This window comes from Aquabacterium soli (assembly GCF_003933735.1).
In the GTDB taxonomy this organism is placed as follows: domain Bacteria; phylum Pseudomonadota; class Gammaproteobacteria; order Burkholderiales; family Burkholderiaceae_C; genus Aquabacterium; species Aquabacterium soli.
Genome location: NZ_RSED01000025.1, coordinates 1 through 23,911, shown reverse-complemented (window position 1 = coordinate 23,911; position 23,911 = coordinate 1). Strand labels below are relative to the sequence as shown.

The following is a 23,911-nucleotide window of genomic DNA, read 5'->3' as shown; positions in this document are numbered from 1 at the left end:
ATGTCTTCACAGAACACCCCGCTGGCCATCAGAGCCCTGTGCCTGATCCTCACCTCGGCACATGTCCTGGTGTATGCCGCCCCCGCACAGGTGCCCTTGCTCACGGCATCTGAAGGCCCCAAACCGAACGTGGTGCTCACGCTGGATGATTCCGGCTCCATGAACTGGCAGATGATGCCCGACAACATCGGCCAGATCAGCCTGTATGGGCAAGCCACTCAGTACACCAAGCTCGCAACCATTCCCAGCGGCAGCACTTACAACCGCTGCCGCACCACCACCTTCCAGAGCATGCCGGCCGTCACCACCGGCTCGCTGATCGTGGGGGGCGTCAGCTACGCCATCTGCTATTCGTCAGCAACAGTCTACGTGGAAGAGAGCAGCGGCTACCAGCTCTACCCCAAGATCCACACCGGCGACAACGACGGCAACGGTCGCAACTACTCGGGCACGGTAGACACCAATGCTGTCGGCTTCAACAACGTGCCGAACATCTATGGCGCCCGCTTCCGCTCAGCCGCCATCAACGGCAGCTACTACAACCCCAACACCGAGTACGTTCCATGGCCGGCCGGCGTTCGCAACCTGGGCACCGCTCTGGTCAACACGGATGGCACCATCAAGGACTACACCAAGGTGCCCATTGACCCCACGGTCAGCAACTCGGCCACGGTCAACCTGGCCACCAACCAGAGCAGCGTCTCCAGCAACTGGTGCGCCAGCGGCTTCACCGCCTTCAGCAGCACCCGAAACGGCTATGTCTGCCCCAGCGCCACCCGCGCTTTCCAGCCAGCCGTCTACTTCAACCTGAAGGCCGGCAGGGATGGAGACAGCTACGACGACTTCGAGCGCGTGGACATCAATTCGATCTCTGACGCCACCACCAAGGCCAAGCAACTCAAGAACTACGCCACCTGGTTCACTTACTACCGCAGCCGCATCCTCAATGCCAAGGGGGCCGTGGCCCTGGCGTTCGACCGGCAGCCGGAAAAACAGTTTCGACTCGGCTGGGGCAGCATCAACAACGGCAGTTCATCGCCCGATGGCTATACCAACAAGACCATGCGAGAGCCCGTGCGCAGCTTTGACGCCACGCGCAAGTCATCTCTCAATACGTGGTTGAGGGGCCTGGATGCCGATGGCGGCACACCACTGCGCCAAGCCATGCAGGATGTCGGCAAGTACTTCACCACCGCAGGCGTCATCAATAGCGGAGGCGTCAACACCGATCCCTACCGCACCGATCCGACCAACAAGGATCAGTCAGCACTGAGTTGCCGCCGCAACTTCCACATCCTCGTCACCGACGGCTACTGGAACACCAACGGCAACACCGAAAGCCTGACCAGTGTGGGCGACCAGGATGGGAAGGCTGGCCCCTCCATCACGGGCACCAATCCCACCAGGTCATTCACTTACAAGGCGCAATCACCTTTTGCTGCAGCGGACGCCACGAACTCTCTGGCCGACTTCGCGATGTACTACTGGGTGAACGATCTGCGCTCTGACCTGGACAACAACCTGCAGGTCAAGACCGAGGCCACCGCCAGCCCCTACGACCCGAGCCTCAACCCCGCGTTCTGGCAACACATGGTCAGCTTCACAGTGGGCATGGGCGTGGACGGCACCATCCCGACCACATCCAAGCTGGGCACCTTCAGCTGGCCTGTTCCCAAGGCCGATCAGAACACCACCATCGACGACCTGTGGCATGCCGCAGTCAACTCGCGCGGCCAATACCTCAAGGCCACCGACCCCATCGCCTTCGCCGAATCCCTGAGCGGTATCCTGTCCAACATCACGGCCACTGGAGGCACCATCTCCGGTGTGGCTGTTTCACGTGCTGCGCTCGGCAGCGAAGGACTCAAACTCGTTCCCACGTTCGAGCCCGACAAATGGTCCGGCGATCTGACGGCGCAGAGGCTCAACGCACAGGGCGTCTTGACAGGCACTGCCTGGACGGCTTCGCGCAAGGTGCCGGCCTTCGGCTCACGCAACCTGTGGATGGGCAAAGACAGCAGTGCCGTCAAGTTCACCCTGGCGAACCTCTCGGGTGATTCGCTGGCCCTTGGCCACATCAGCAGCAGCAGCTCCGTGGGCGTTGCCCCGACGCTGGACGCAGACCTGGTCAACTACCTGCGCGGCGACACCAGCCAGGAGGCCACCAAGTTCCGCCCCCGCAAGAGCAATACCTGGAGCGATGGCACGACCAGCATCAATGTGCTGGGCTCCTTCGTCAACTCGCTGCCCGTGTACATCAAGGGCGTCGACTTCCAGAACAGGTTCCTGCCCGGCACCGTCAATGGCAAGTCCTCCGGCAGCGGCAGCTATCAGAAGTACGTGAACAGCACGAAGCGCGCACGGGATGGCCTGGTGCTGATTGGCGGCAACGACGGCATGCTGCATGGCTTCCGCGAGAGCGATGGCGTTGAAGTGTTCGGCTACATCCCGAAGGCCGTCCTCAAGGGCAGCACCCATCCCTACACGACCGGTGACACCAACCTCTTCGGCCTGGCCCGACTGGCGAACCGGGGTTACGAGAGCCTGTTCTTCGTGGATGGCCAGATCGCCGAGGGTGACATCTCCGCCTGCAGCGGCAGCACCTGCGCATGGCAGAACATCGCCGTGGCCAGCGCTGGCGGGGGCGCCAAGAGTGTGTTCGCCCTGGATGTCACCACCGATTTCAAATCGGACACGGCCACAGCACCCACTCGGTTCTCCAGCAGCAATGTCAAGTGGGAGATCGGCACCAGCAACAGCAACGATTTGGGCTACGTGATGTCCACGCCCGAAATCGGCATGATGCCCTCGGGCGATTGGGTGGTCATCTTCGGCAATGGTTACGACAGCAGCAGCGGCAAGGCCGCCCTGATGATCGTGAATGCCAACACGGGCGCAATCATCAAGTCCATCCAGGCCGGCACGGCCACGGGTAATGGCCTGGGCGGTGTCGGCGTGGTGCGCGATGCCAACAACCTGATCGTTCAGGCTTATGCCGGTGACCTCAAAGGCAATGTGTGGAAATTCGATCTCTCCAGCGCCAGCAGCGGTGACTGGAAGGTCGACCTGGGCGGGCTGCCACTGTTCACGGCCACCAAGAACGGCGTGGCACAGCCCATCACCGCGGCGCCTGCCTACACCCTCCACCCCAAGAAGGGCCTTATGGTGATTGTTCCGACAGGAAAGCTGTATGACACGGCCGATGCATCCGGCGGCACGCAGCAAACCATCTACGGTCTGTGGGATCAGGCAGTGATCGGCCAATCGTCTGCCGCCAGTGCAGCGATCGTGGCTGGCCAATTGAGCTCCCAAGTGGTAGAGGTGACCAACCAATCCACCAAGTCCAGCACGCCCACCTTCAAGATCGTTGAGCAAAGCAAGGTGACCGACGGCCGAGGGTGGAAGCTCGACATGCTGTTCTCCGGCGGGGAACGCGGCATCTACCAGCCACAGTTCGTACAAGGCTTTGTGATGGTTGAATCAGTGTTGCCTGGCAAGGCCGATGGCGAAAGCTGCTCCGTCAACCAAGGCTCTGGCTACGCCTACCTGCTCAATCCGTTCACTGGCGCCCAACCCCCCAATGCCATCGTCGACCTGAATGGAGACGGCACTTTCGACTCCGCCGACTCATGGGGCGTCTTCCGCAGAACCGGCGTAGGCCAAAGCGCAATTCAGGGAGGCGCACCAAAAGGTACGATCCAGGGTGAGGACGGCCCTGGTAGGGGCCCCCTCGACACCCGGGGCGACGGTGCCCCCCCTGACCGCCAGTGGCGCCAGATCTTCAGGCCCATCAACTGACGCTGGCACCGAGTGCCCACATGCATCCCTACCTTGAGGCAGACATCAACATGCAAGCAGTCCGACCACCGCATGGCCGCACACCCCCACACTCTCTCCAACGGCGTGGGTTCACGCTGATCGAGGTGATGATCGTGGTGGCCATCATCGGGATCCTTTCCGCGATCGCGATGCCGCTGTACAGGCAGTACATCGACAACGCCCGGCGTGCAGAGGCACGTGCCTTGCTCATGGAGAACGCGCAGTACATGCAGCGCTTCTACACGGCCAACAACGGCAACTTCGCCAAGACGCTGGACAACAGGGATCCCGTGCTGCCCAACACGGCCAACAATTTCTACGATTTCAGGATCGTGCCGGCGGACCTCACCGCCACCACCTTCACGCTGGAGGCCAAGCCCAAGGGCACCATGGCCAATGACAAGTGCGGCACGCTGGGCGTCACCAACACCGGCGCCCGCAAATCCTCGAATCTGACCGCGGCCGAGTGCTGGAAATAAGTCCCGCGGTAAGCGCCCTCACCCGCGCTTACCGCTCTCCTTGATCGCTGCCACGAACTCGCTCACGTCGTCAAAGCTGCGGTAGACAGAAGCAAAGCGCACGTAGGCCACCTTGTCCAGCTTGCGCAGTTCCTTCATCACCAGTTCGCCCAACTGGGTGGACACCACTTCCTTGTCGCCCGACTGGCGCAGCTTGGCCTCGATGTGCTCAATGGCCGTCTCCAGCGCCTCGGCGCTCACGGGGCGCTTGCGCAGCGCCACCGCCATCGACCCCTTCAGCTTGGCCCGCTCATAGTCCGTTCGGCGGCCATCGCGCTTGACGATGGCCGGCAGCTCGATTTCCGCGCGTTCATACGTGGTAAAGCGCTTGTCGCAGCCACTGCAACGCCGGCGTCGGCGGATCGAATCGCCTTCTTCAGAATCACGTGTCTCGACCACCTGGGTCTCACCGTGGGAGCAAAAAGGGCAACGCATCGCTGTCTCCAACAACAAAAAACCCGGCGCAGGCTCAAGGCCAGGCCGGGTTCGAGCAGGCTCAGGCCGGCATCAACGGTAGACGGGGAACTCGCGGGTCAGGGCGGACACCTGTTCGCGCACACGGGCCAGGTTGGCCTCGTCGTGCGGGTTGTCCAGCACGTCGGCGATCAGATTGCCCACGATCACGGCCTGCGCTTCCTTGAAGCCGCGCGTGGTCATGGCCGGCGATCCCAGGCGGATGCCGCTGGTCACCATCGGCTTCTGCGGATCGTTCGGGATGCCGTTCTTGTTGCAGGTGATGTGCGCCTGGCCCAGGATGGCCTCGGCCTCTTTGCCTGTCAGGTTCTTGGGGCGCAGGTCCACCAGCATCACGTGGCTCTCTGTGCGGCCAGAAACAATGCGCAGGCCACGCTTGATCAGCGTGTCGGCCAGGGCCGCAGCGTTCTTCACCACCTGCTGCTGGTAGGCCTTGAACTCAGGGCTCAAGGCTTCCTTGAAGGCCACGGCCTTGCCAGCGATCACGTGCATCAGCGGGCCGCCCTGGATGCCAGGGAAGGTGGCGCTGTTGATCTTCTTGGCGATCTCTTCGTTGTTGGTCACCACGATGCCACCGCGCGGGCCGCGCAGGCTCTTGTGCGTGGTGCTGGTGACCACATCGGCGTGCGGCACGGGGTTCGGGTAGACGCCCGCGGCGATCAGGCCGGCGTAGTGGGCCATGTCCACCATGAAGTAGGCACCGATCTCCTTGGCGATCTTGGCGAAGCGCTCGAAGTCGATGCGCAGCGCGAAGGCCGATGCGCCAGCGATGATCAGCTTGGGCTTGTGCTCACGCGCCAGGGCTTCCATCTTGTCGTAGTCGATGTCTTCCTGGGCGTTCAGGCCGTAGGACACCACCTTGAACCACTTGCCCGACATGTTCAGCTGCATGCCATGCGTCAGGTGGCCACCTTCGGCCAGGCTCATGCCCATGATCGTGTCGCCAGGCTGCAGCAGTGCAAAGAACACCGACTGGTTGGCCTGCGAGCCGGAGTTGGCCTGCACGTTGGCGAACTGGGCGCCGAACAGCTGCTTCAGGCGGTCGATGGCGAGTTGCTCGACCACGTCGACGTTCTCGCAACCACCGTAGTAGCGCTTGCCGGGGTAGCCTTCGGCGTACTTGTTGGTCAGCTGCGAGCCCTGCGCCTCCATCACGGCAGGCGAGGTGTAGTTCTCGGAGGCGATCAGCTCGATGTGGTCTTCCTGACGCTGGTTCTCAGCCTTGATGGCAGCGAACAGCTCGGCATCGACATCGGAAAGGGCGTATTGGGCGCGGTCAAACATGACTTGGCAGTCCTCTTCAAGGTTGAAGACCCACCACAGCGCGGCACAAAGCGACGCATGCAGGAGGGCTGCCCAGGCGAACGGCTGATCCGCGAGGGCCGAACATCAGCCCATCGCGCGCCGCGCTTCCCGGTGGTTCACCACCTCAGGCCACCCATGATTGGTCAAGAAGACCAGCCGGGCGCCATGTATCGCCAGTTGCGCGGAGACCCCGATTGTACCCAAGCGGCGAGCCCACGGGAAACCCCGTGGTGGCCGCCGGGCATCAGCTGCGGGCCATGGCCACCTGTTCGGGGCGGTGCATCACCGGCAGCGGGTCGCTGGCGGCGGCCGGTGCCACCGGAGCGGCGGCAGGGATGGGCATCAGCCCATTGCCAGGTGCGGAGGCACCAGCGCCCGAGGGCAAGGCTGCGCTGTGCGGCACGGCCACGGCTGCCGCCGGGGCTTGCACCACCACCGTGCCGGCAGCCGGCAGGGGCGCATTGAAGGCCACCTTGCGGCCGGCCACCACCTCACGCAGGTAGGTCTGCTCGGCCAGCACCTTGGCGGCATAGCCCCCATCGGTCGCCAGGTTGGCTGCGCCCACGTAGTACTTCAGCCCGGCCTCAAGACTGCCCGCGCGGCGGATGCAGTCCTGCAGCACCTGCACGCCCACGCGCAGGTTGGTCACCGGGTCAAAAGCCGCGCGACGGCCGCCGAACAGCTCGTACTTGTCGTGGTGGATGCCGGTCATCACCTGCATCAGCCCCTGCGCGCCCACATGGCTCTGCGCAAACGGGTTGAAGCCCGACTCGATGGCCATCACCGCGAGGATCAAGGTGGGCTCCACGCCCGCCTTCTTGCCTACGGCCCAGGCCTCTTGAACCAGGCGGCCCACTGGCTCCTGTGCCACGCTGTAGCGGCGCGCGATCCAGCTCACCAACGCCGCCTGCTGGCGGTTCAGCTCGGCCGGGTCCAGCGCCGTGGCACGTGAAATCGCCTCGGGCTCGGCCATGGCCAGCAGCATGTCTGGCGATTCAGGCGCTGCGCTGGCGGTCGTGCGTTCAGCCGCACGCTCCATCAGCCAGCCCAGGGCACGGGTCTCCATGGAATGGCGCCATTCGGCGCGACCGGCCAGGAACACCACCAGGGTGACGGCCAGCAAGCCCAGCAGGGCCAGGGTGTTGTGACTCACGTAGCGCACGCCAGCAACCACATCGGTTGCGACAGTCCGCCACATCTTGGTACTCCGAAACGCTGTCATGACTCTCCTTTCTCGGCCATCGACGCACCCGGAGCCCCGACAGGCCTTGTGGGCCCACCGGTACCCGGCGCCCCGGCATCTGCTTCAGATGGGGGCTGCACGGCAACAGTGATAATCAGCTCGGTCACTGCGGCACCTTGAACAGGCAGCCGCAGGGTCCAGGCTGGCAGCGTGGTGCCCAATCTCGGACACCTAGGGATAACCCCCGGAAAAAGCCCGGAGGGGGAACAGGCGCGGATTCTAGGCAGGCTTCTAATAACCAGTCAAGCATAAGAGATTTACCTCTTATAACCATTGATTCATGAAATACCGTGACTTACGTGACTTTGTGTCAAGCCTAGAGCGGCTTGGCGAGCTGAAACGCGTCGCCGCGCCAGTGTCTGTGCGGCTCGAGATGACCGCCCTGTGCGATGCCGTGCTGCGCCAGGGGGGGCCGGCCCTGTGGTTCCAGACCCCGACTGGCCGCTCTAAAGATGGCGGCGCTTTCGATGTGCCGGTGCTGGCCAACCTGTTCGGCACCCCCAAACGGGTGGCCCTGGGCATGGGTGCAGATGACGTCAGCGAGCTGCGCGACATCGGCCGCATGCTGGCCAGCCTGAAAGAGCCCGAGCCCCCCAAGGGCCTGAAAGACGCCGGCAAGCTGCTGCAGATGGCCAAGGCCCTGTGGGACATGAAGCCCGCCACCGTCGGCCGCGCACCCTGCCAGGAGGTGATCCTGGAAGGCACCGACATCGACCTGGGCACCCTGCCCGTGCAGCTGTGCTGGCCGGGTGATGCCGCCCCCCTGCTCACCTGGGGCCTGGTCGTCACTCGGGGCCCGCAAGGCGTGCCCCAGCCCCGCAGCCGCCAGAACCTGGGCATCTACCGCCAGCAGCTGATCGGGCCACGCCAGGTCATCATGCGCTGGTTGGCCCACCGGGGCGGTGCGCTGGATTTCCGCGAATTCGCGCTGGCCAACCCCGGACAGCCCTTCCCCATCGCCGTGGCCTTCGGGGCTGATCCGGCCACCATCCTGGGCGCCGTCACGCCTGTGCCAGATTCATTGGGCGAGTACCAGTTCGCCGGCCTGCTGCGCGGCAGCCGCACCGAGGTGGTCGATACCGCCGTGGGCGAACGCACAGCCGATGGCCGCCAGCACCTGCTGCAGGTGCCCGCCAGCGCCGAGTTCGTGCTCGAGGGCCGCATCCCCACGGCACCAGCGGGCTTCGAAGGCACCAGCGACCACGGCGTGCCGCTCAAAGAGAAAAACGGCTACCTGCACGCGCTCGAAGGCCCCTACGGCGACCACACAGGCTATTACAACGAACAAGACTGGTTTCCGGTGTTCGAGGTCACGCGCCTGACGCACCGTAAGGACCCGGTTTACCACTCCACTTACACCGGCAAACCACCCGATGAGCCTGCCGTGCTGGGCGTGGCGCTCAATGAAGTCTTCGTTCCGATCCTGCAGAAGCAGTTTCCCGAGATCGTGGATTTCTACCTGCCGCCAGAGGGCTGCAGCTACCGCATGGCCGTCATCAGCATGAAGAAGGCCTATCCCGGCCACGCCAAACGCCTGATGTTCGGTCTGTGGAGCTTCCTGCGGCAGTTCATGTACACCAAGTTCATCGTCATCGTCGATGAAGACGTGAACACGCGCGATTGGCAGGAAGTGATCTGGGCCATCACCACCCGCATGGACCCCGTGCGCGACACCACCCTGGTCGACAACACGCCCATTGATTATCTGGACTTCGCCTCGCCCATCAGCGGCCTGGGCGGCAAGATGGGGCTGGACGCCACCAACAAGTGGCCGGGTGAAACCAGCCGGGAATGGGGCCGGCCCATCACCATGCCGGATGAGGTCACCAAGCGCGTTGAAAGCTTGCTCGCAAGCCTTCGTTGACGCTGTGCGCGCCAATGGGAGCGACATCGGTCACAATCCTGGCCATTGACCGACACAGGTCAGCCATCAGAAGGGGGAAATGATGAAACTTCACATCGGTGTTGCAGCAGCGGCATTCATCGCGTTGTCAAGCCATGCATCCACAGAGTCAGGCACAGGCACAGGTTCTGCGTCCACTTCGAGCGGCCTGGCGGGCTCACTTGCCGGAGTGCTGCAGTTCCAGGCACCCAGCGGTTTTTCGGTGATCCAATCCCCGCCTCCGCTCATCGACTACGAAGGCCACTATTCCCAGTCGCTCACGCTCAGCCTCACCCCGTCCGACAACGGTACCTATTCCTTCGACTTTTTCTACATTGCACCCACCACGTCGCATGTGGGCCTGGTGTGGCTCGATGCGTGGTTCGAACCCGCATTGACGGGTGATTCCTACGTCACGGTCACTGCGCCCTCGGCCAGCATTGCCGTGTCTCCTGCATTCACCCTTGGCGGCACCGTTCTGAACACCGCCGTCTTGCCCATTGCACCGAACATGCAAACCCCCGTGACGGTCACCTTGTCCGACTATCGGGCGGGCATCGCCGGTGCCTGCATCAGTGGCTTGTCCCATTGTTTGTACACCTCCGACCCGGGCACCTTGAAAGTCAAGATCGATCTGTCGTTGGCCCCCGTTCCAGAAGCATCCACCTATGCCTTGATGGGGCTGGGGTTGGTCGGCATCGGGCTGGCACGTCGCCGTCTTTTATCAGCGCGTTGAAACCTTGCTCGCAACTCTTCGTTGACAGTGCTGCGGGGCGGGCGTAATGTTGATTTGTCTGCCAAGCAGACAACCCAAAGTGGCGCAGTCACTGCGTCCGGGGAAGCGGCGAACCCTCCCTTCGCCCTTTCCCATGGTGGCCCCAGGCCACCTCGGCCCCCGGCCTAGCCGGGGGCCTTTTGCTTTAGGCGCACCTCCACCTGTGCATTGATGGGCCTGGCGCTTGTTCCACCCATTCAGGGGGCAGTCCATGCGCGTCAAAATGTAACAATACGACTGCATGCTTTTGTGTATTGCATGCAATCCACTATTTTCACAGGCGCTCTTCGGAGCGCCTTTTTTTTGCCCTTGCGCTCCCACCGGGCCCGACTTCACTTCTGGTTTTCCCTCGTATGCGGGTTGCGACTCGTGACAAATTACCGTTAGATACAGACGTAACAACGGGAGGAATCATGAACAGGAAGAACGTTTGGGCACTTGCCTTGGTCAGCGTCGCAGCCACACAGGCCCATGCGACGTCGGAAGCCAACTGGTTCTGGCAGTTTTCAACCGCCGGGCTGGACCGCTATCACGTGAACGAAGAGGTCCGTTGGCTAGACACCGAGGGGTATGCGCGCCAAGCCGAGTTCACCTACTTGCTTCCGCACAGAATGTCGCTGCCCGAGGTGCTGATTTCCTTGAGCCAGAGCGCCCTGGTCACAGGCGAGACCAAAGCCAGAGGCGACGCAACTCCGGGGGCCAAAGAGACCCGCGATGCCTGGATGGCGCTCTTGTCCTCCCCCATCTCATTCGACCTGTTGGGAAAGAAGGACCAAGCCGCTGGCCTGTCCACAGGCAAGGGGGAGTCCGGCTCCTCATCTGCCCCTTACAAGGGACTTGGCAGTACCCGAAGCACTGCGAGTTTCTGGGGAAGCACAGCCAGAGGCTTCACCCTATCGATTGACGTCGATGGGCCGTCTTTTGCCAGCTTGATGCCGCGCATCAGCCAGTCGAGTCCGAGCATGTCGCGCTTCCCGCAGGCCGTGCCAGAGCCACAGACGGTCGCTCTGGGTATGGCGGGCTTGGCGGCCGTAGGCCTGCTGGTGCGCCGCCGCACTTGAAAACCATGATTCCGTCATTGCAACATAATGTCCGGCATGACGATAAACGCCCCCCCAAAACTTGAAGAAGCCACCTTTGGTGGTGGCTGTTTCTGGTGCATTGAAACGGTGTTCAACCGTGTTCGCGGGGTGGCACAGGCGGAGTCGGGCTACAGCAATGGACACACCAACGCGCCCACGTACGAAGACGTCTGCACGGGTGAAACCGGCCACGCCGAGGTGGTTCGCGTCACCTACGATCCGGCGCAGGTCAGCTACGGCGAACTGCTCGATGTGCTGTTCACCGTGCACGATCCGACCACACTCAACCGCCAAGGCAATGATGTGGGCACGCAGTACCGCTCAGGCATCTACACCCACAACGCCGAGCAAGCTGAGGCCGCGCGTGAACACATCGCCGCGCTGCAGGCCCAGGGCGCCTATGGCGGCGCCCCCATCGTCACCGAGATCCTGCCGGTAGAAAACTACCACCCAGCCGAGGCCTACCACCAACGTTATTTCGAGCACAACCCCGCGGCAGGCTACTGTGCTTTCGTGGTGGCGCCCAAGGTGGCCAAGTTCAAGAAGGCCTTTGCGGCCATCGACACCAGCGCTGAAGCCTGAGCCTTGCGGCCCACGCCATCACGGCGCCAGGCGGAACAGCTCCCAGCTGTCGCCATCGGGCGCGCGGCTAAAGCACAGCCGATCATGCAGGCGCGAGCTGCGGCCCTGCCAGAACTCCCAGCGATCCGGCACCAGCCGGTAGCCGCCCCAGTTCGCAGGCCGCTCCGGGTCTGCACCCTGGCGAGCCTGCTCTTCGGCCCAGGTGGCCTCCAGCGTGGCGCGGGTCGGAATCACCTGGCTCTGAGGTGAGGCCCAGGCCCCGATGCGGGATCCCAGGGGCCGGCTGCGGTAGTACACATCGGATTCGATGTCCGTCACCTTCTCGACCTTGCCTTCCACGCGCACCACGCGCTCCAGCTCGCCCCAGAAGAACTGCAGCGCCGCATGCGGGTTGCCCTCGAGCTCGCGGCCCTTGCGGCTTTCGTAATTGGTGTACCAAACCAGCCCCCGCGTATCCAGGCCCTTGAGCAGCACCACCCGGGTGGATGGGCGCAGCTCGGGGCCCACGGTGGCCAGGGTCATGGCGTTGGGCTCCAGCACCTTGGCGTTCACCGCCTCGTTGAACCATTTCTGGAACTGAGCCAGCGGCTCGGCCGCCACATGGGTTTCGTCCAGCTCGGCCTGGCCATAGCTGCGGCGCATCTGCGCCAGTTCGTGGGATGACGTTTTTTCCATTTTTCTAGTATCGCACCGCCGAGCGCACACCCCCTATTCACAGGGGTATCTCCTTAAGGAAAGGCACTCTGGTGCATTGCAGCAACGCTCGGCAAACTGTTCAGCATGCTCACCAAGCCCACGGTCCTCATCCTTGCTGCACCCCAGCCGGAGCAGGCGCGGGCCCGTGCCGATATCGGCGGCGCCCTGGGCGCGCTCAGCGCCCTGGACACCACCTTGCGCCGCGTGCTGTCCAGCGGCATGCCGCTGCTGCTGATCGCACCAGATGACCAGGCCCATGCGGCACTCAGCCTGCTGCCCCACCACGATGTGCTCGCCGTGCCGCCCCCGAGGCCGGGGCAGGCCCACAGCGATTGGCTGGTGCGAAACATTTCTTCAGGGGTGATGCATCGCCCACAATCGCCCGGCTGGCTGCTGCTGCCGGCTGACATGCCCATGCTGCAGGCCGGCACGCTGCAGGCGCTGGCCTCCGGCCTGGGGCGGGGGCCCCTCGCCTATCCGTGCTACCGGCATCGCCGGGGGCATCCCATCGCCGTGTCAGCCGAGCTGTATTCAGAGCTGATCCGCATGGAATCCGAGCAAGACCTGCGGCGCCTGGCGGCCCGCTATCCGTCCGTGGATGTCGATGTAGACGACCCGGGTGTCCACATGGCTACTGATGCGCATGCCGATCTGAACCAGCTGCGAGCGCAGCTCACCGGCCCGCTGATGCCTGGGGTTGGCTTGCCCAGAGGCTGAGGAAGCCCCTAGGCCCGCCCCGTCACTGGCCGCCGCTCAAACGCGGCCGTCGCCCCAGCGCAGTGGCGTGGTCTCGTCGCCCTGGTAGGTGGTTTTACCGTTTTTGTCCACCACGTACAGCGGCGAGGCAATCACGTCTTCGAACACGGCGCTTTCGCTCAGACGCGTGTAATCGAACAAAACACTGCTGCGCAAGACACTGTTCTTGCGCAGGCGGCAACCATTGCCCAACCAGGCCGGGCCTTCGATGGTCACGCCGGATTCAATGCAACTGCCCGAGCCGATGTACACCGGCCCGGTGATCTTCACGGTGTCCCAATCGATGCGGGTGTTCAGGCCTACCCACACGCCGGGGCGCACCTCGGTGCCAGGCATGTCCATCTGGGCAACCTCACCGCGCAGCACGCGCAGGCAGACGGCCCAGTAATCGCTCACACGGCCGATGTCGATCCAGTTGAAATGGCGGTTCTGCGCGTAGAACGGCAGCTTCTGCTCCACCAGCAGGGGGAACAGCTGGCTGCCGATGTCGAACTCTTGCCCCGAAGGCACCAGCTCCAGGATCTCGGGTTCAAAAATGTAGATCCCGGTGCTGGCCAGCCGCGACAGGGCCTTTTCAGGGGCGGGCTTCTCTTGGAAAGACGTGATTTGTCCTTCCTTGTCAGACACCACGATCCCGTAGTTCTTGACCTGGTCCAGCGGCACCTCCAGCGTCACCACGCTGGCCATGGCCTTCTTGGATTTGTGCTCGAACAGGGCGGCCGAGATGTCCAGATCGATGATGGCGTCACCGCACAGCACGATGGTGGTTTCATCGAAAAAGCCGCTGAAATCCTGGATGCGCTTCATGCCGCCGGCCGAACCACAAGGCTTGGGCACGATCTCGCCGTGCTCGATCGCGCCTTCGTAGCTGTAGCCGATCTTCACGCCCCAGCGGTGGCCATCACCAAAGTAGTTCTCGATCTTCCAGTGGTTGAAGGCCACGTTCACCATGATCTCGGTGACGCCATAGCGCTTGAGATGCTCGATGATGTATTCCATCACCGGCTTGCCCAGGATCGGCACCATGGGCTTGGGCATGTTTTTGGTCAGTGGCCGCACGCGGGTTCCCTGCCCCGCGGCCAGAATCATTGCTTTTGCCATCGTTCAATACAGCCTGTTAAGCGTTTTTATCAAAACATGGATGCACAGCCTCATGGGCTGAATGCGTCCTGCTCCATGATCAGGGCCCATAGTGAACCACACAATCATTGTCAGATGTGTGATCAAACGCTGCGCCCCCCCAGTGCAGGGACTTCAGCCCATTCAGTTGAGGGGCTGAGGCGGCCTTGTCGAACAAGCGTCGGCATAATCTTTGCTGCCCAACAGCATCACAAGAGCTTCTTACCCATGATTCTGATCACCGGAGGCGCCGGCTTCATCGGCGGCAACTTTGTCCACCACTGGTTTGAACGCCGCGCCAAGCTGGGCCTGCCGGCTGAACCGGTGGTGGTGTTCGACAAGCTCACCTACGCGGGCAACCCGGCTACCATCCAGTCGCACATCGACTCTGGCCAGGCCACCTTGGTGCATGCCGACATCACCGACCGTGACGCTGTGCGCCAGGCCCTTCAGCAGTACCGCCCGCGCGCCGTGCTGCACTTCGCGGCTGAAAGCCATGTCGACAGGTCCATCCACGGCCCGGGTGAGTTCATCCACACCAACATGGTCGGCACCTTCACGCTGCTTGAAGAGGTTCGCGCCTACTGGGCCGGCGCCGAAAGCCCACTGGACGCCGCCGCCAAAGCCGCCTTCCGCTTCCTGCATGTGTCCACCGACGAGGTGTACGGCTCGCTGGGCGATGACGATGCAGCCTTCAGCGAAACCACGGCCTACGCCCCCAACAGCCCCTATTCGGCCAGCAAGGCCGGCAGTGACCACCTGGTGCGCGCCTACCACCACACCTACGGCCTGCCCACGCTCACCACCAACTGCAGCAACAACTACGGCCCCTATCACTTCCCTGAGAAGCTGATCCCGCTGATGATCCTGAACGCGCTGGATGGCAAGCCCCTGCCCGTCTACGGCGATGGCCTGAACATCCGCGATTGGCTGTTCGTTCGTGATCACTGCGAAGCCATCTGCCAGGTGCTCGAGAAAGGCACACTGGGCGAGGTCTACAACGTGGGCGGCATCAACGAGATCAAGAACATCGATGTGGTGACCACCATCTGCCGCAAGCTCGATGCCCTGCGCCCCCGCGCAGACGGCCAGCCGTATGAGAGCCAGATCACTTACGTGACCGACCGGCCCGGCCATGACCGCCGCTACGCCATCGACCCCACCAAGATACAGCGCGACATCGGCTGGTCGCCGGCTGAAACGTTCGAGTCCGGCATAGACAAGACCGTGCGCTGGTACCTTGAAAACACCGCCTGGATCGACACCGTGCGCTCAGGCGCCTACCGCGACTGGATCAACACCAACTACGCAGGCCGCGCCGCCTGACACCGCATGAACATTCTGCTTCTGGGCAAAGGCGGCCAGGTGGGCTGGGAGCTGCAGCGCGCACTCGCGCCGCTGGGCCACATCACCGCACATGACGTGGACACGGCCGATTTCAGCCAACCCGACCAGGTGGCTGCCATCGTTCGGGCCGTGCGTCCGCAAGTCATCGTCAATGCAGCGGCGCACACGGCCGTGGACAAGGCAGAGAGCGAGCCCGATCTGGCTCGGCTGATCAATGCCGACACCCCTGGGGCCATTGCGGCAGAGGCTGCGGACATCGGGGCACTGCTGGTGCACTACAGCACCGATTACGTATTCGACGGCAGCGGCCATGCACCACGTGATGAAAATGCGGCCACCGCGCCCCTGAGCGTGTATGGCCAAACCAAGCTGGAAGGCGAGCAGCAGATCATGGCCAGCGGCTGCCGGCACCTGATCTTTCGCACCAGCTGGGTCTATGCCGCACGCGGTGGCAACTTTGCCAAAACCATGCTGCGCCTGGCGGCCGAGCGCGATGAGTTGAAGGTGATCAACGACCAGACCGGCTCGCCCACGGGCGCAGATCTGCTGGCCGACGTGACTGCTCATGCTTTGCGTGCCGCGCAGGCCAATCCATCGCTGGCAGGCCTGTACCACCTGGTGGCCGACGGCGAAACATCATGGTACGACTACGCCCGCTACGTGATCGAGTGGGCGCGCAAGCAAGGCCACACGGTGCGTGTCCAGCCAGAAAACATCCTGGCCGTGCCCACCACCGAGTACCCCACGCCGGCGCGCCGGCCGCTCAACTCACGCCTTGCCACCGACAAACTCAAACAAGCCTTCGGCCTGACCTTGCCCCATTGGCAACAAGGGGTCGAGCGCATGCTGACCGAACACCTGGGGAAGTAACACCATCATGAGCACCACAAGTACACGCAAGGGCATCATCCTGGCCGGCGGCTCCGGCACACGCCTGCACCCCGCCACCCTGGCCATCAGCAAGCAGTTGCTGCCGGTGTACGACAAGCCCATGGTGTACTACCCGCTCAGCACCCTGATGCTGGCCGGTATCCGCGACATCCTGATCATCAGCACGCCGCAAGACACCCCCCGGTTCCAGCACCTGCTGGGTGATGGCAGCCAGTGGGGCCTGAACTTGAGCTACTGCGTGCAACCCAGCCCGGATGGGCTGGCACAGGCTTTCATCCTGGGCCGTGAGCACGTCGGCAACAATCCCAGCGCCCTGGTGCTGGGCGACAACATCTACTACGGCCACAACTTCCAGCAGTTGCTGAGCCATGCGGCTGACAGCGACGCGGGCGCCAGCGTGTTTGCGTACCACGTGACCGACCCAGAGCGTTATGGCGTGGTGGACTTCGACGGGGGCTACAAGGCTTTGAGCATCGAAGAAAAGCCCAAGCAGCCCAAGAGCAACTACGCCGTCACCGGGCTGTACTTCTACGACAAGCAGGTGTGCGACATCGCAGCCAGCATCAAGCCCAGCCCCCGCGGTGAGTTGGAGATCACCGATGTGAATGCCCGCTACCTGGAGTTGGGGCAGCTGAACGTCGAGATCATGGGCCGCGGCTATGCATGGCTGGACACTGGCACGCATGACAGCCTGCTCGAAGCCAGCCAGTTCATCGCCACGCTTGAGAAGCGCCAGGGCCTGAAGGTGGCCTGCCTTGAAGAAATCGCCTACCGATCGGGTTGGATCACGGCTGAGCAAGTGCAAAAGCTGGCAGAGCCCATGCTGAAGAACGGTTATGGCCAGTACCTGATCAAGGTGCTCAACGACAAGATTTTCTGATCATGAAATTCACGCAAACCGCGATTCCAGACGTTGTCATTATTGAGCCCGCTGTATTTGGCGATGCACGGGGCTGGTTCATGGAATCTTTCAATCTGCCCAAGTTTGTGGCCGGGTTGGCAGAGTTTGGGCTACCGGCGCCCCGACCTTTTGTTCAGGACAACCATTCTTGCAGCCAGGCCGGTGTACTGCGTGGTCTGCATTTTCAACGCACACCGCATGCTCAGGGCAAGTTGGTACGCGTAACCAAGGGCCGGGCGTTTGACGTCGCGGTAGATATCCGAAGTGGGTCACCTACCTTTGGCCGATGGGTGGGCGTGGAACTCACTGCAGCCAATAACAAGCAACTTTGGCTTCCAGAGGGCTTTGCCCATGGCTTTGTGGCACTGGAAGACGACACGCATTTCCTCTACAAGACCACGGATGTCTATGCCAAGGACTGTGAAGGCTCCATTGCTTGGAACGATCCGGACATTGGCATCCGGTGGCCACTGGATGGCCTGAAGGTGCATTTGGCAGCGAAAGATGAACAGGCGCCCTGTCTGAAACACGCAAATTTGTAAGGAAACGCTGACGAAAGTGTAGGTCAAGGCGGACCCGAATTAGGGGGTGATTGTGCACTGCAACAGTTCTACACTTTTGACACTGATTTGGTTGCAAGTTAGGCAGGGTTAGCCCTGTAGGATGTGCCGTGATTCACACACCACGTGGATAGCAATAGCGGCGGAACAGCCAGCATTCCAGGGGCGAAGGCGCACAACCGATGCGCACCTGCCTGACAGTTAAACATCACCAAAGGAACCAACCATGCACTTCAACCTTCGCCATTTGGCGGCCGCTGCGGCGCTGGCAGCAGCATCCAGCAGCGCTCTCGCCGTAGAAGCCTTCCCTACGCCGATCTCCCTCGGCACGTTGGGCACCTCTGCAGCAGCGGTGTTCGCGCAAGCTTTCTCCTTCAACGGCGCCCCCACCTACAGCTTCAGCTTTACGCTGGATTCGAGCACCGGCTTCAGTGATCTGGCCGGCGCACTGCGGTTTGCTGACCCTGTGGATCTGACCATCAACTTAGCAGGTGCCTCATTCAGCGGCACCACCACGGTCGCAGGCTCGCCCTACATTCCCAACGTTTTCAGCTTCAGTTCACTGGCTGATGGCAACTATGTGATCTCCTTCACAGGCCTGTCAACCTCGTCTGCCGGCAGCTTTGGTGGGGGTTTTGTACAAGCCACCCCGGTGCCGGAACCTGAATCCATGGCCCTGGTGTTGGCAGGCTTAGGTGTAGCCGGAACGCTGCTGCGCCGCCGCAAAACCGTCTAAAAACAAAGACTTACAAAAATCCAAGCCGGAACCGGGTACAACCCGGTTCCGGCTTTTTTTCCGCCCTGTAACAATGAGCAACTGCTACTTTGTGTGCGACTTTTTGACGCACAAGGCTTAACGGGCGCTGTCATGATTCACCCCGTTCGCCGATAACAGTGGTGTGTGAGGCGGTTTCTCAGGATAGTCCAAATGTTGCGTTTGAGTAAATTGGCCAAGCCAGTAAAAGGCTTGGTAGCTGTTAGCTGTGCCCTTGTTTTTACTTTGCTCCACGGATGTGGTGGCGGCGGCGGCGGCAGTAGCACTTCAGATAATTCCGCGGAGAAAACCTCGGAAGTTGCGCTGCAAGAAACAGAAGACAATACCCTAGGTATTTCTTATGCTCAGGCAACAGCTTCAGCAATTACTGCTACTGGACGCCCCCAAACCCGGCAAGAAGCTGCCCGCTTTTTGACTCAGGCTACTTTTGGCCCAACTCAGCCTGAAATCGACCATTTGATGGAGGTCGGGTATCAGACTTGGTTTCAAGAGCAATTCAACGCATCTACACGCACAACTTATCGCGGCTATTGGGATGCACGCAAGGCAGCTAAAAGCGCAGGCTCCTTGGAAATCACCCATGCGTTTTGGAAAAATGCATTGAGTGGCCAAGATCAACTTCGCCAGCGCATGGCCCTTGCCTTGTCTCAGATTTTTGTTGTCTCTACCATTGATGGCTGTGGCAACAACAACCCCCAAGGGGCTGCATCCTACTTTGACATGCTTGACCAGCGTGCACTAGGACGCTTTAGGGACCTGCTTGAATCTGTAACCCTGCATCCAGTCATGGGTTGCTATTTGTCTCACCTGAGAAATCAAAAGGAAGATCCTCTTACCGGCAGAGTGCCCGACGAAAACTTCGCTCGCGAAGTGATGCAGTTGTTTACGATTGGCCTCTATCAGCTCAATACCGATGGCAGCCTCAAACTGAACGGCGGAAAACCAATCGATACATATACCGCGGACGACATTGCTGGGTTGGCCAAAGTCTTCACAGGCTGGAGTCTTGACTGCCCTGACTGGCCTTCTGAGCAGTGTTTCCGCTGGGGTAGTTCCAACTCAGGAGCGATCACTGCGAATCGTTGGACCCTTCCCATGAAGCCCTATGCCAACTTCCATTCGACAAGCGAAAAGCGCTTTCTGGGTGTAACTGTTGCGGCTCAGACTACTCCTAATCCGGCAGTCAGTCTCAAAACGGCTCTGGACACCCTTGCCAAGCACTCGAACGTTGGACCGTTCATCGGAAAGCAACTGATTCAGCGTTTTGTTACCAGCAACCCTAGCCCGGCTTATGTTCAAAGAGTCGCTACAGTCTTCTCGGCCAGCGGTGGAGACCTCCAGCAAGTCATTGTTGCTGTCTTGATGGACCCAGAAGCAAGAGATGCCTCGGCATTGAAGAGCGCCACGTTTGGCAAAGTGAGAGAGCCCATCCTTAGACTGTCTGCGCTCCTGAGAGCCTATGGTGCCCAATCGGTCTCTGGATCTTTCCTGATGTGGAATACAAATGACGTTTCGACAGGATTTGGTGAAGGCCCCCTTCAAGCCCCTTCGGTCTTTAACTACTTCCGCCCTGGCTACGTGGCTCCGAATTCCGAATCCTCAAAGGCTGGTCTGACATCTCCTGAAATGCAGATCGTTCATGAAACCACGGCAGCAAGTTATGTGAATTTCATGAACCTGACGATTAACTATGGCCTAGGCACCAAGGGCTATGACGATCTGGGAACCGCCCCTGATATTCGAATGGAATACCAACGTAACCCTAGCAGCCTACTCTATCCGATTGCCGACCGCCCTGCATACCTCGTCGAGGATGTAAACCAGCGCCTGATGTATGGAAACATGTCTACAGGGCTGAAAAATGAAATAATTGCAGCCATTACTAGCATTGACTACAAGCCTGCGACCGCGGAGACCAGAAAGGGCCGTCTGTATGCAGCATTGCTTCTAGCAGTAGCATCGCCTGAATATCAGGTACAGAAGTAACCCTCTGAAATCTGCAATTTTCTGGTGCAATCATGACAAATGCTAAATCTTGCTCATCTCGTCGACTTTTTCTAAAGCAGACTGCTTCGTTCGCTTGTCTGGGTGCCGGCGCACCGCTGGCACTCAATTTGGCAGCAATGGGTTCTGTGGCTGCGCAGACCGCTGACCGTTACAAAGCTCTGGTATGCGTATTCCTGGCAGGCGGTAACGATGCCTATAACACGGTGCTCGCTACGGACCCGACGTCTTGGGGAGCCTACACATCGGTACGCAGTCAGCTGCCGTCATCATTGGCACTTGCACGTGGCAATGTCCTGGATCTCAATCCGACCAATTCTCTGGGCACCGGGCGGTCTATTGGCCTTCACCCTAAGTTGGCGGGGCTGCAAAGCCTTTTCAACAATGATCGTCGTCTGGCCATTGTTTCGAACATCGGGCCTTTGATTGAGCCCGTCACCAAGGATGAGTACACGCGCAATGCGAAGCGCCTTCCTGCAAAACTGATGTCTCACAATGATCAGCAGTCAGCTTGGCAAGCATTGGGGCCGGAAGGCAGCACTACTGGTTGGGGTGGACGCCTGGCCGATGCCGTGGCCAGTGGTAACAGCAACAGCCTCTTTACAGGCATCTCTGCAGCGGGTAACGCCGTATGGGTGTCTGGTCAGAGCGTCAAGCAATATCAGCTACAACCGAGTGGAGCGCTGCGACTCGGCGTACAAGCCGACGGAAGCGTATTTGGTTCAAAAGTCGTTGGGGCAGCGCTTCAGCGTATCGCAACGACGGCACAAGGCGGCGCCTTCGAGAAAGACCTCGCTTCCATAGCAAAGCGCAGCATTGATGCGGAGAAGGTTCTCAGCGCCCGATTGCCGAGTGAAACAGGCGCACCGTTTGGCCCTAGCAGCTTGCTGTATTACACCAAAGCGGATGGCTCAAGGGCTTTGAATCCTTTGGCACAACAGCTGCAAGTTGTAGCTCGTGCCATTGCCGCCCGAGACACTATCGGGATGAAGCGACAGGTTTTCTTTGTGAGTCTTCCTGGCTTCGACACCCATGATGATCAAATAAATCGTCATGCAGACCTGATGGCTCGTCTCAATCATGCGCTGGTGTACTTCAATAACGTGATCACCGCCATGGGTGTTCCGGACGATGTGACCACCTTCACCGCCTCGGATTTTGGGAGAACGTTCACCAGCAATGGTGATGGAACAGATCATGGCTGGGGTGGGCATCAGTTTGTAATGGGCGGTGCCGTACGGGGTGGAACAGTCATTGGTGATGTACCCGTATATGCCACTAAGAACGCTACAAATAATCGGTTTGATGGCAGCCCCGACCAATTGGCCAACGGTGCCCTGTTGCCCAAGATATCAGTTGAACAATACGGTGCTTCTCTCGGTCGCTGGTTCGGTGCAGAAAGCGTGCTCAGTAGCGTGTTCCCGAATCTTGGCAACTTTTCCAATCTGGCATTGATGACCTGATCGGGGCATACCCATGCACAAGCCCCTGCGCAGGGGCTTGTCAATGTCTCTCTCCTCTGGCAACGTCAGGGTTACCCCTCCTTCGGTAAGTTGAAGGGGGCGGACCATTCAAGCGTCTGATCAAGGCCTGTAAGTGGTGCTGCTCTCTTCCCCTAAACAGTTCAGGTCAGAAGAGCATCCATGAAAATTTCTGTTGTCGGCACAGGCTATGTAGGGCTCGTTACAGGCGCATGCCTTGCAGAAATGGGCAATGACGTGCTATGCCTAGACGTTGACCCCAGCAAGATCAAGATCCTCCGAGAGGGCGGCATACCCATTCATGAGCCAGGCTTGGACAGTGTGGTTGCTCGCAATGTCCAAGCGGGTCGTCTTGCTTTCACGACGGACATAGCCAAAGCTGTCGCCCATGGGACGATCCAGTTCATTGCTGTGGGCACGCCCCCGGACGAAGACGGCTCTGCTGACTTGCAGTATGTCCTTGCAGCAGCGCGAAACATCGGGCGACTGATGACCGATTACAAGGTTGTGGTCGACAAGAGCACTGTGCCGGTTGGTACTGCCGATAAAGTCAAGGCGGCTATTGAGGACGAGCTATCAAAGCGCGAAAGCGATGCACGCTTTGCAGTAGTTTCGAATCCAGAATTCCTCAAGGAAGGCGCAGCTGTTGAGGACTTTATGCGGCCAGATCGCATCATCGTTGGGGCGGATGACGAGCAGGCCATCCTTTTGATGCGCGCCTTGTACGCACCATTCTCACGTAATAGAGACAAGCTGTTCGTGATGGACGTACGCAGCGCAGAGCTTACCAAGTATGCCGCTAATGCAATGCTGGCAACGCGCATCAGTTTCATGAATGAACTGGCGCTCCTAGCAGAAAAAATGGGCGCTGACATTGAACAAGTAAGACAAGGCATAGGGTCGGATGCCCGCATTGGCACGCACTTCTTGTACGCAGGTTGCGGGTATGGAGGCAGTTGCTTTCCTAAAGATGTGAAGGCACTGATTCAGACCGCATCTGGAGAAGGCCAACAACTCCGCGTGCTTCAAGCTGTGGAGGCGGCCAATGAAGCACAGAAGCTCGTTCTTATCGACAAGATCACGAGCCGGTTCGGGCATGACCTTGTGGGTAAGAGATTCGCGCTTTGGGGATTGGCCTTCAAACCCAACACTGACGACATGCGTGAAGCCACCAGCAGGGTTGTGCTAGAGGAACTTTTCAAGCGGGGAGCGACAGTGACCGCCTATGACCCTGTCGCCATGGATGAAGCCAAGCGTATATTCGGAGATCACACCCAACTTGACTATGCCTCAAGCCCGAACACAGCGCTCGCAGGCGCTGACGCGTTGATCATCGTGACAGAATGGAAAGAATTTCGAAGTCCCGATTTCGAGCAAATCAAGAAAAACTTAAAAGCTTCCACCATATTCGACGGGCGCAACCTCTACGAACCCGATTTGGTGAAGGGATTTGGACTGACTTATGAGTCAATAGGTCGCCGAGCGAAGTGAAGCGCCACGGGTTTCGAGGAGGCCGGTTGGTTTAAGTCAGACGGTCGCGGCCCGACCAAGAGTTGTTGGTGGTAGTTTGCTCGAACTCAGCAGGCGGGACATTGTCCAGCGGCCCCATCAATCGATGATGTGGCTGATGCAACCCCAACCCACCAACCATCGACGCAGGATCAGTTAACCTGCAAACCCTGATCTGATCCCCTCAAACCG

20 protein-coding genes and 1 riboswitch are annotated in these 23,911 nt (G+C 60.5%); of the genes, 15 read left to right on the top strand and 5 right to left on the bottom strand.

Annotated elements, in window-relative coordinates:
• The gene (locus EIP75_RS21250) at positions 1 to 3,798 is read left to right on the top strand and encodes a pilus assembly protein (protein ID WP_125245206.1); all 3,798 of its coding nucleotides are present in this window, start codon (positions 1 to 3) and stop codon (positions 3,796 to 3,798) included.
• 50 nt (positions 3,799 to 3,848) lie between these two features.
• Positions 3,849 to 4,298, top strand: coding sequence for a type IV pilin protein (locus EIP75_RS24915; RefSeq protein WP_125245205.1), 450 nt, complete (start codon positions 3,849 to 3,851; stop codon positions 4,296 to 4,298).
• 18 nt (positions 4,299 to 4,316) lie between these two features.
• Here the strand turns inward: EIP75_RS24915 and nrdR are convergent, their stop codons facing one another.
• The 3 genes from nrdR to EIP75_RS21230 all read right to left on the bottom strand — a co-directional run bounded on the left by nrdR (position 4,317) and on the right by EIP75_RS21230 (position 7,314).
• Positions 4,317 to 4,772 carry a transcriptional regulator NrdR gene (gene nrdR / locus EIP75_RS21240; RefSeq protein WP_125245204.1) on the bottom strand — a complete coding sequence of 152 codons (456 nt, stop codon included), beginning with the start codon at positions 4,770 to 4,772 and terminating at the stop codon, positions 4,317 to 4,319.
• A gap of 72 nt (positions 4,773 to 4,844) precedes the next feature.
• The gene (gene glyA / locus EIP75_RS21235) at positions 4,845 to 6,095 is read right to left on the bottom strand and encodes a serine hydroxymethyltransferase (RefSeq protein ID WP_125245203.1); all 1,251 of its coding nucleotides are present in this window, start codon (positions 6,093 to 6,095) and stop codon (positions 4,845 to 4,847) included.
• 63 nt (positions 6,096 to 6,158) lie between these two features.
• Positions 6,159 to 6,307, bottom strand: a riboswitch (ZMP/ZTP riboswitch).
• A gap of 53 nt (positions 6,308 to 6,360) precedes the next feature.
• The gene (locus tag EIP75_RS21230) at positions 6,361 to 7,314 is read right to left on the bottom strand and encodes a lytic transglycosylase domain-containing protein (RefSeq protein WP_233584978.1); all 954 of its coding nucleotides are present in this window, start codon (positions 7,312 to 7,314) and stop codon (positions 6,361 to 6,363) included.
• A gap of 325 nt (positions 7,315 to 7,639) precedes the next feature.
• On the opposite strand from EIP75_RS21230, the gene EIP75_RS21225 reads away from it, so the two are divergent.
• From EIP75_RS21225 to msrA, 4 genes are all read left to right on the top strand, one after another.
• On the top strand, positions 7,640 to 9,223 hold the full coding sequence (locus EIP75_RS21225; RefSeq protein WP_125245201.1) for a UbiD family decarboxylase: 1,584 nt from the start codon (positions 7,640 to 7,642) through the stop codon (positions 9,221 to 9,223).
• An 82-nt stretch (positions 9,224 to 9,305) separates the two neighbouring features.
• Positions 9,306 to 9,977: a PEP-CTERM sorting domain-containing protein gene (locus EIP75_RS21220; RefSeq protein WP_233584977.1), complete on the top strand. Its 672-nt coding sequence runs from the start codon at positions 9,306 to 9,308 to the stop codon at positions 9,975 to 9,977.
• Positions 9,978 to 10,429: 452 nt separating this feature from the next.
• Positions 10,430 to 11,077: a PEP-CTERM sorting domain-containing protein gene (locus EIP75_RS21215; protein WP_158622939.1), complete on the top strand. Its 648-nt coding sequence runs from the start codon at positions 10,430 to 10,432 to the stop codon at positions 11,075 to 11,077.
• Positions 11,078 to 11,113: 36 nt separating this feature from the next.
• Positions 11,114 to 11,680, top strand: coding sequence for a peptide-methionine (S)-S-oxide reductase MsrA (gene msrA, locus EIP75_RS21210; protein ID WP_125245198.1), 567 nt, complete (start codon positions 11,114 to 11,116; stop codon positions 11,678 to 11,680).
• A gap of 18 nt (positions 11,681 to 11,698) precedes the next feature.
• Here the strand turns inward: msrA and pdxH are convergent, their stop codons facing one another.
• Complete coding sequence (gene pdxH / locus EIP75_RS21205) at positions 11,699 to 12,355, bottom strand: pyridoxamine 5'-phosphate oxidase (protein ID WP_125245197.1); 657 nt, start codon at positions 12,353 to 12,355, stop codon at positions 11,699 to 11,701.
• 105 nt (positions 12,356 to 12,460) lie between these two features.
• On the opposite strand from pdxH, the gene EIP75_RS21200 reads away from it, so the two are divergent.
• Complete coding sequence (locus tag EIP75_RS21200) at positions 12,461 to 13,093, top strand: nucleotidyltransferase family protein (protein WP_125245196.1); 633 nt, start codon at positions 12,461 to 12,463, stop codon at positions 13,091 to 13,093.
• 36 nt (positions 13,094 to 13,129) lie between these two features.
• Here the strand turns inward: EIP75_RS21200 and EIP75_RS21195 are convergent, their stop codons facing one another.
• Complete coding sequence (locus tag EIP75_RS21195) at positions 13,130 to 14,221, bottom strand: nucleotidyltransferase family protein (protein ID WP_199758664.1); 1,092 nt, start codon at positions 14,219 to 14,221, stop codon at positions 13,130 to 13,132.
• Positions 14,222 to 14,479: 258 nt separating this feature from the next.
• Between EIP75_RS21195 and rfbB the strand changes: the two genes are divergently transcribed.
• The 8 genes from rfbB to EIP75_RS21155 all read left to right on the top strand — a co-directional run bounded on the left by rfbB (position 14,480) and on the right by EIP75_RS21155 (position 23,701).
• Complete coding sequence (rfbB, locus tag EIP75_RS21190) at positions 14,480 to 15,577, top strand: dTDP-glucose 4,6-dehydratase (RefSeq protein WP_125245194.1); 1,098 nt, start codon at positions 14,480 to 14,482, stop codon at positions 15,575 to 15,577.
• A gap of 6 nt (positions 15,578 to 15,583) precedes the next feature.
• Complete coding sequence (gene rfbD, locus EIP75_RS21185) at positions 15,584 to 16,468, top strand: dTDP-4-dehydrorhamnose reductase (RefSeq protein ID WP_125245193.1); 885 nt, start codon at positions 15,584 to 15,586, stop codon at positions 16,466 to 16,468.
• A gap of 7 nt (positions 16,469 to 16,475) precedes the next feature.
• Positions 16,476 to 17,369, top strand: coding sequence for a glucose-1-phosphate thymidylyltransferase RfbA (gene rfbA / locus EIP75_RS21180; protein WP_125245192.1), 894 nt, complete (start codon positions 16,476 to 16,478; stop codon positions 17,367 to 17,369).
• A 2-nt stretch (positions 17,370 to 17,371) separates the two neighbouring features.
• Positions 17,372 to 17,932, top strand: a complete 561-nt coding sequence (rfbC, locus tag EIP75_RS21175; protein WP_125245191.1) for a dTDP-4-dehydrorhamnose 3,5-epimerase — start codon at positions 17,372 to 17,374, stop codon at positions 17,930 to 17,932.
• Positions 17,933 to 18,176: 244 nt separating this feature from the next.
• Positions 18,177 to 18,686, top strand: coding sequence for an FxDxF family PEP-CTERM protein (locus EIP75_RS21170; RefSeq protein WP_125245190.1), 510 nt, complete (start codon positions 18,177 to 18,179; stop codon positions 18,684 to 18,686).
• A 192-nt stretch (positions 18,687 to 18,878) separates the two neighbouring features.
• A complete protein-coding gene (locus EIP75_RS21165; RefSeq protein WP_125245189.1) occupies positions 18,879 to 20,711 on the top strand; it encodes a DUF1800 domain-containing protein in 1,833 nt (610 codons plus the stop codon).
• A gap of 32 nt (positions 20,712 to 20,743) precedes the next feature.
• On the top strand, positions 20,744 to 22,192 hold the full coding sequence (locus tag EIP75_RS21160) for a DUF1501 domain-containing protein (protein ID WP_125245188.1): 1,449 nt from the start codon (positions 20,744 to 20,746) through the stop codon (positions 22,190 to 22,192).
• 180 nt (positions 22,193 to 22,372) lie between these two features.
• Positions 22,373 to 23,701: a UDP-glucose dehydrogenase family protein gene (locus tag EIP75_RS21155; protein ID WP_125245187.1), complete on the top strand. Its 1,329-nt coding sequence runs from the start codon at positions 22,373 to 22,375 to the stop codon at positions 23,699 to 23,701.
• Positions 23,702 to 23,911 lie beyond the last annotated feature (210 nt).

What these genes read in the sequence shown, in the direction of transcription:
- EIP75_RS21160 (WP_125245188.1), top strand. Translation starts at nt 20,744, where the DNA reads ATGACAAATGCTAAATCTTGCTCATCTCGTCGACTTTTTCTAAAGCAG.
- EIP75_RS21170 (WP_125245190.1), top strand. Translation starts at nt 18,177, where the DNA reads ATGCACTTCAACCTTCGCCATTTGGCGGCCGCTGCGGCGCTGGCAGCA.
- glyA (WP_125245203.1), bottom strand. Translation starts at nt 6,095, where the DNA reads ATGTTTGACCGCGCCCAATACGCCCTTTCCGATGTCGATGCCGAGCTG.
- EIP75_RS21250 (WP_125245206.1), top strand. Translation starts at nt 1, where the DNA reads ATGTCTTCACAGAACACCCCGCTGGCCATCAGAGCCCTGTGCCTGATC.
- EIP75_RS21220 (WP_233584977.1), top strand. Translation starts at nt 9,306, where the DNA reads ATGAAACTTCACATCGGTGTTGCAGCAGCGGCATTCATCGCGTTGTCA.
- EIP75_RS21225 (WP_125245201.1), top strand. Translation starts at nt 7,640, where the DNA reads ATGAAATACCGTGACTTACGTGACTTTGTGTCAAGCCTAGAGCGGCTT.
- EIP75_RS21215 (WP_158622939.1), top strand. Translation starts at nt 10,430, where the DNA reads ATGAACAGGAAGAACGTTTGGGCACTTGCCTTGGTCAGCGTCGCAGCC.
- EIP75_RS24915 (WP_125245205.1), top strand. Translation starts at nt 3,849, where the DNA reads ATGCAAGCAGTCCGACCACCGCATGGCCGCACACCCCCACACTCTCTC.
- EIP75_RS21155 (WP_125245187.1), top strand. Translation starts at nt 22,373, where the DNA reads ATGAAAATTTCTGTTGTCGGCACAGGCTATGTAGGGCTCGTTACAGGC.
- EIP75_RS21230 (WP_233584978.1), bottom strand. Translation starts at nt 7,314, where the DNA reads ATGTGGCGGACTGTCGCAACCGATGTGGTTGCTGGCGTGCGCTACGTG.
- rfbD (WP_125245193.1), top strand. Translation starts at nt 15,584, where the DNA reads ATGAACATTCTGCTTCTGGGCAAAGGCGGCCAGGTGGGCTGGGAGCTG.
- rfbA (WP_125245192.1), top strand. Translation starts at nt 16,476, where the DNA reads ATGAGCACCACAAGTACACGCAAGGGCATCATCCTGGCCGGCGGCTCC.
- EIP75_RS21195 (WP_199758664.1), bottom strand. Translation starts at nt 14,221, where the DNA reads ATGATTCTGGCCGCGGGGCAGGGAACCCGCGTGCGGCCACTGACCAAA.
- rfbB (WP_125245194.1), top strand. Translation starts at nt 14,480, where the DNA reads ATGATTCTGATCACCGGAGGCGCCGGCTTCATCGGCGGCAACTTTGTC.
- msrA (WP_125245198.1), top strand. Translation starts at nt 11,114, where the DNA reads ATGACGATAAACGCCCCCCCAAAACTTGAAGAAGCCACCTTTGGTGGT.
- nrdR (WP_125245204.1), bottom strand. Translation starts at nt 4,772, where the DNA reads ATGCGTTGCCCTTTTTGCTCCCACGGTGAGACCCAGGTGGTCGAGACA.
- rfbC (WP_125245191.1), top strand. Translation starts at nt 17,372, where the DNA reads ATGAAATTCACGCAAACCGCGATTCCAGACGTTGTCATTATTGAGCCC.
- EIP75_RS21165 (WP_125245189.1), top strand. Translation starts at nt 18,879, where the DNA reads ATGTTGCGTTTGAGTAAATTGGCCAAGCCAGTAAAAGGCTTGGTAGCT.
- EIP75_RS21200 (WP_125245196.1), top strand. Translation starts at nt 12,461, where the DNA reads ATGCTCACCAAGCCCACGGTCCTCATCCTTGCTGCACCCCAGCCGGAG.
- pdxH (WP_125245197.1), bottom strand. Translation starts at nt 12,355, where the DNA reads ATGGAAAAAACGTCATCCCACGAACTGGCGCAGATGCGCCGCAGCTAT.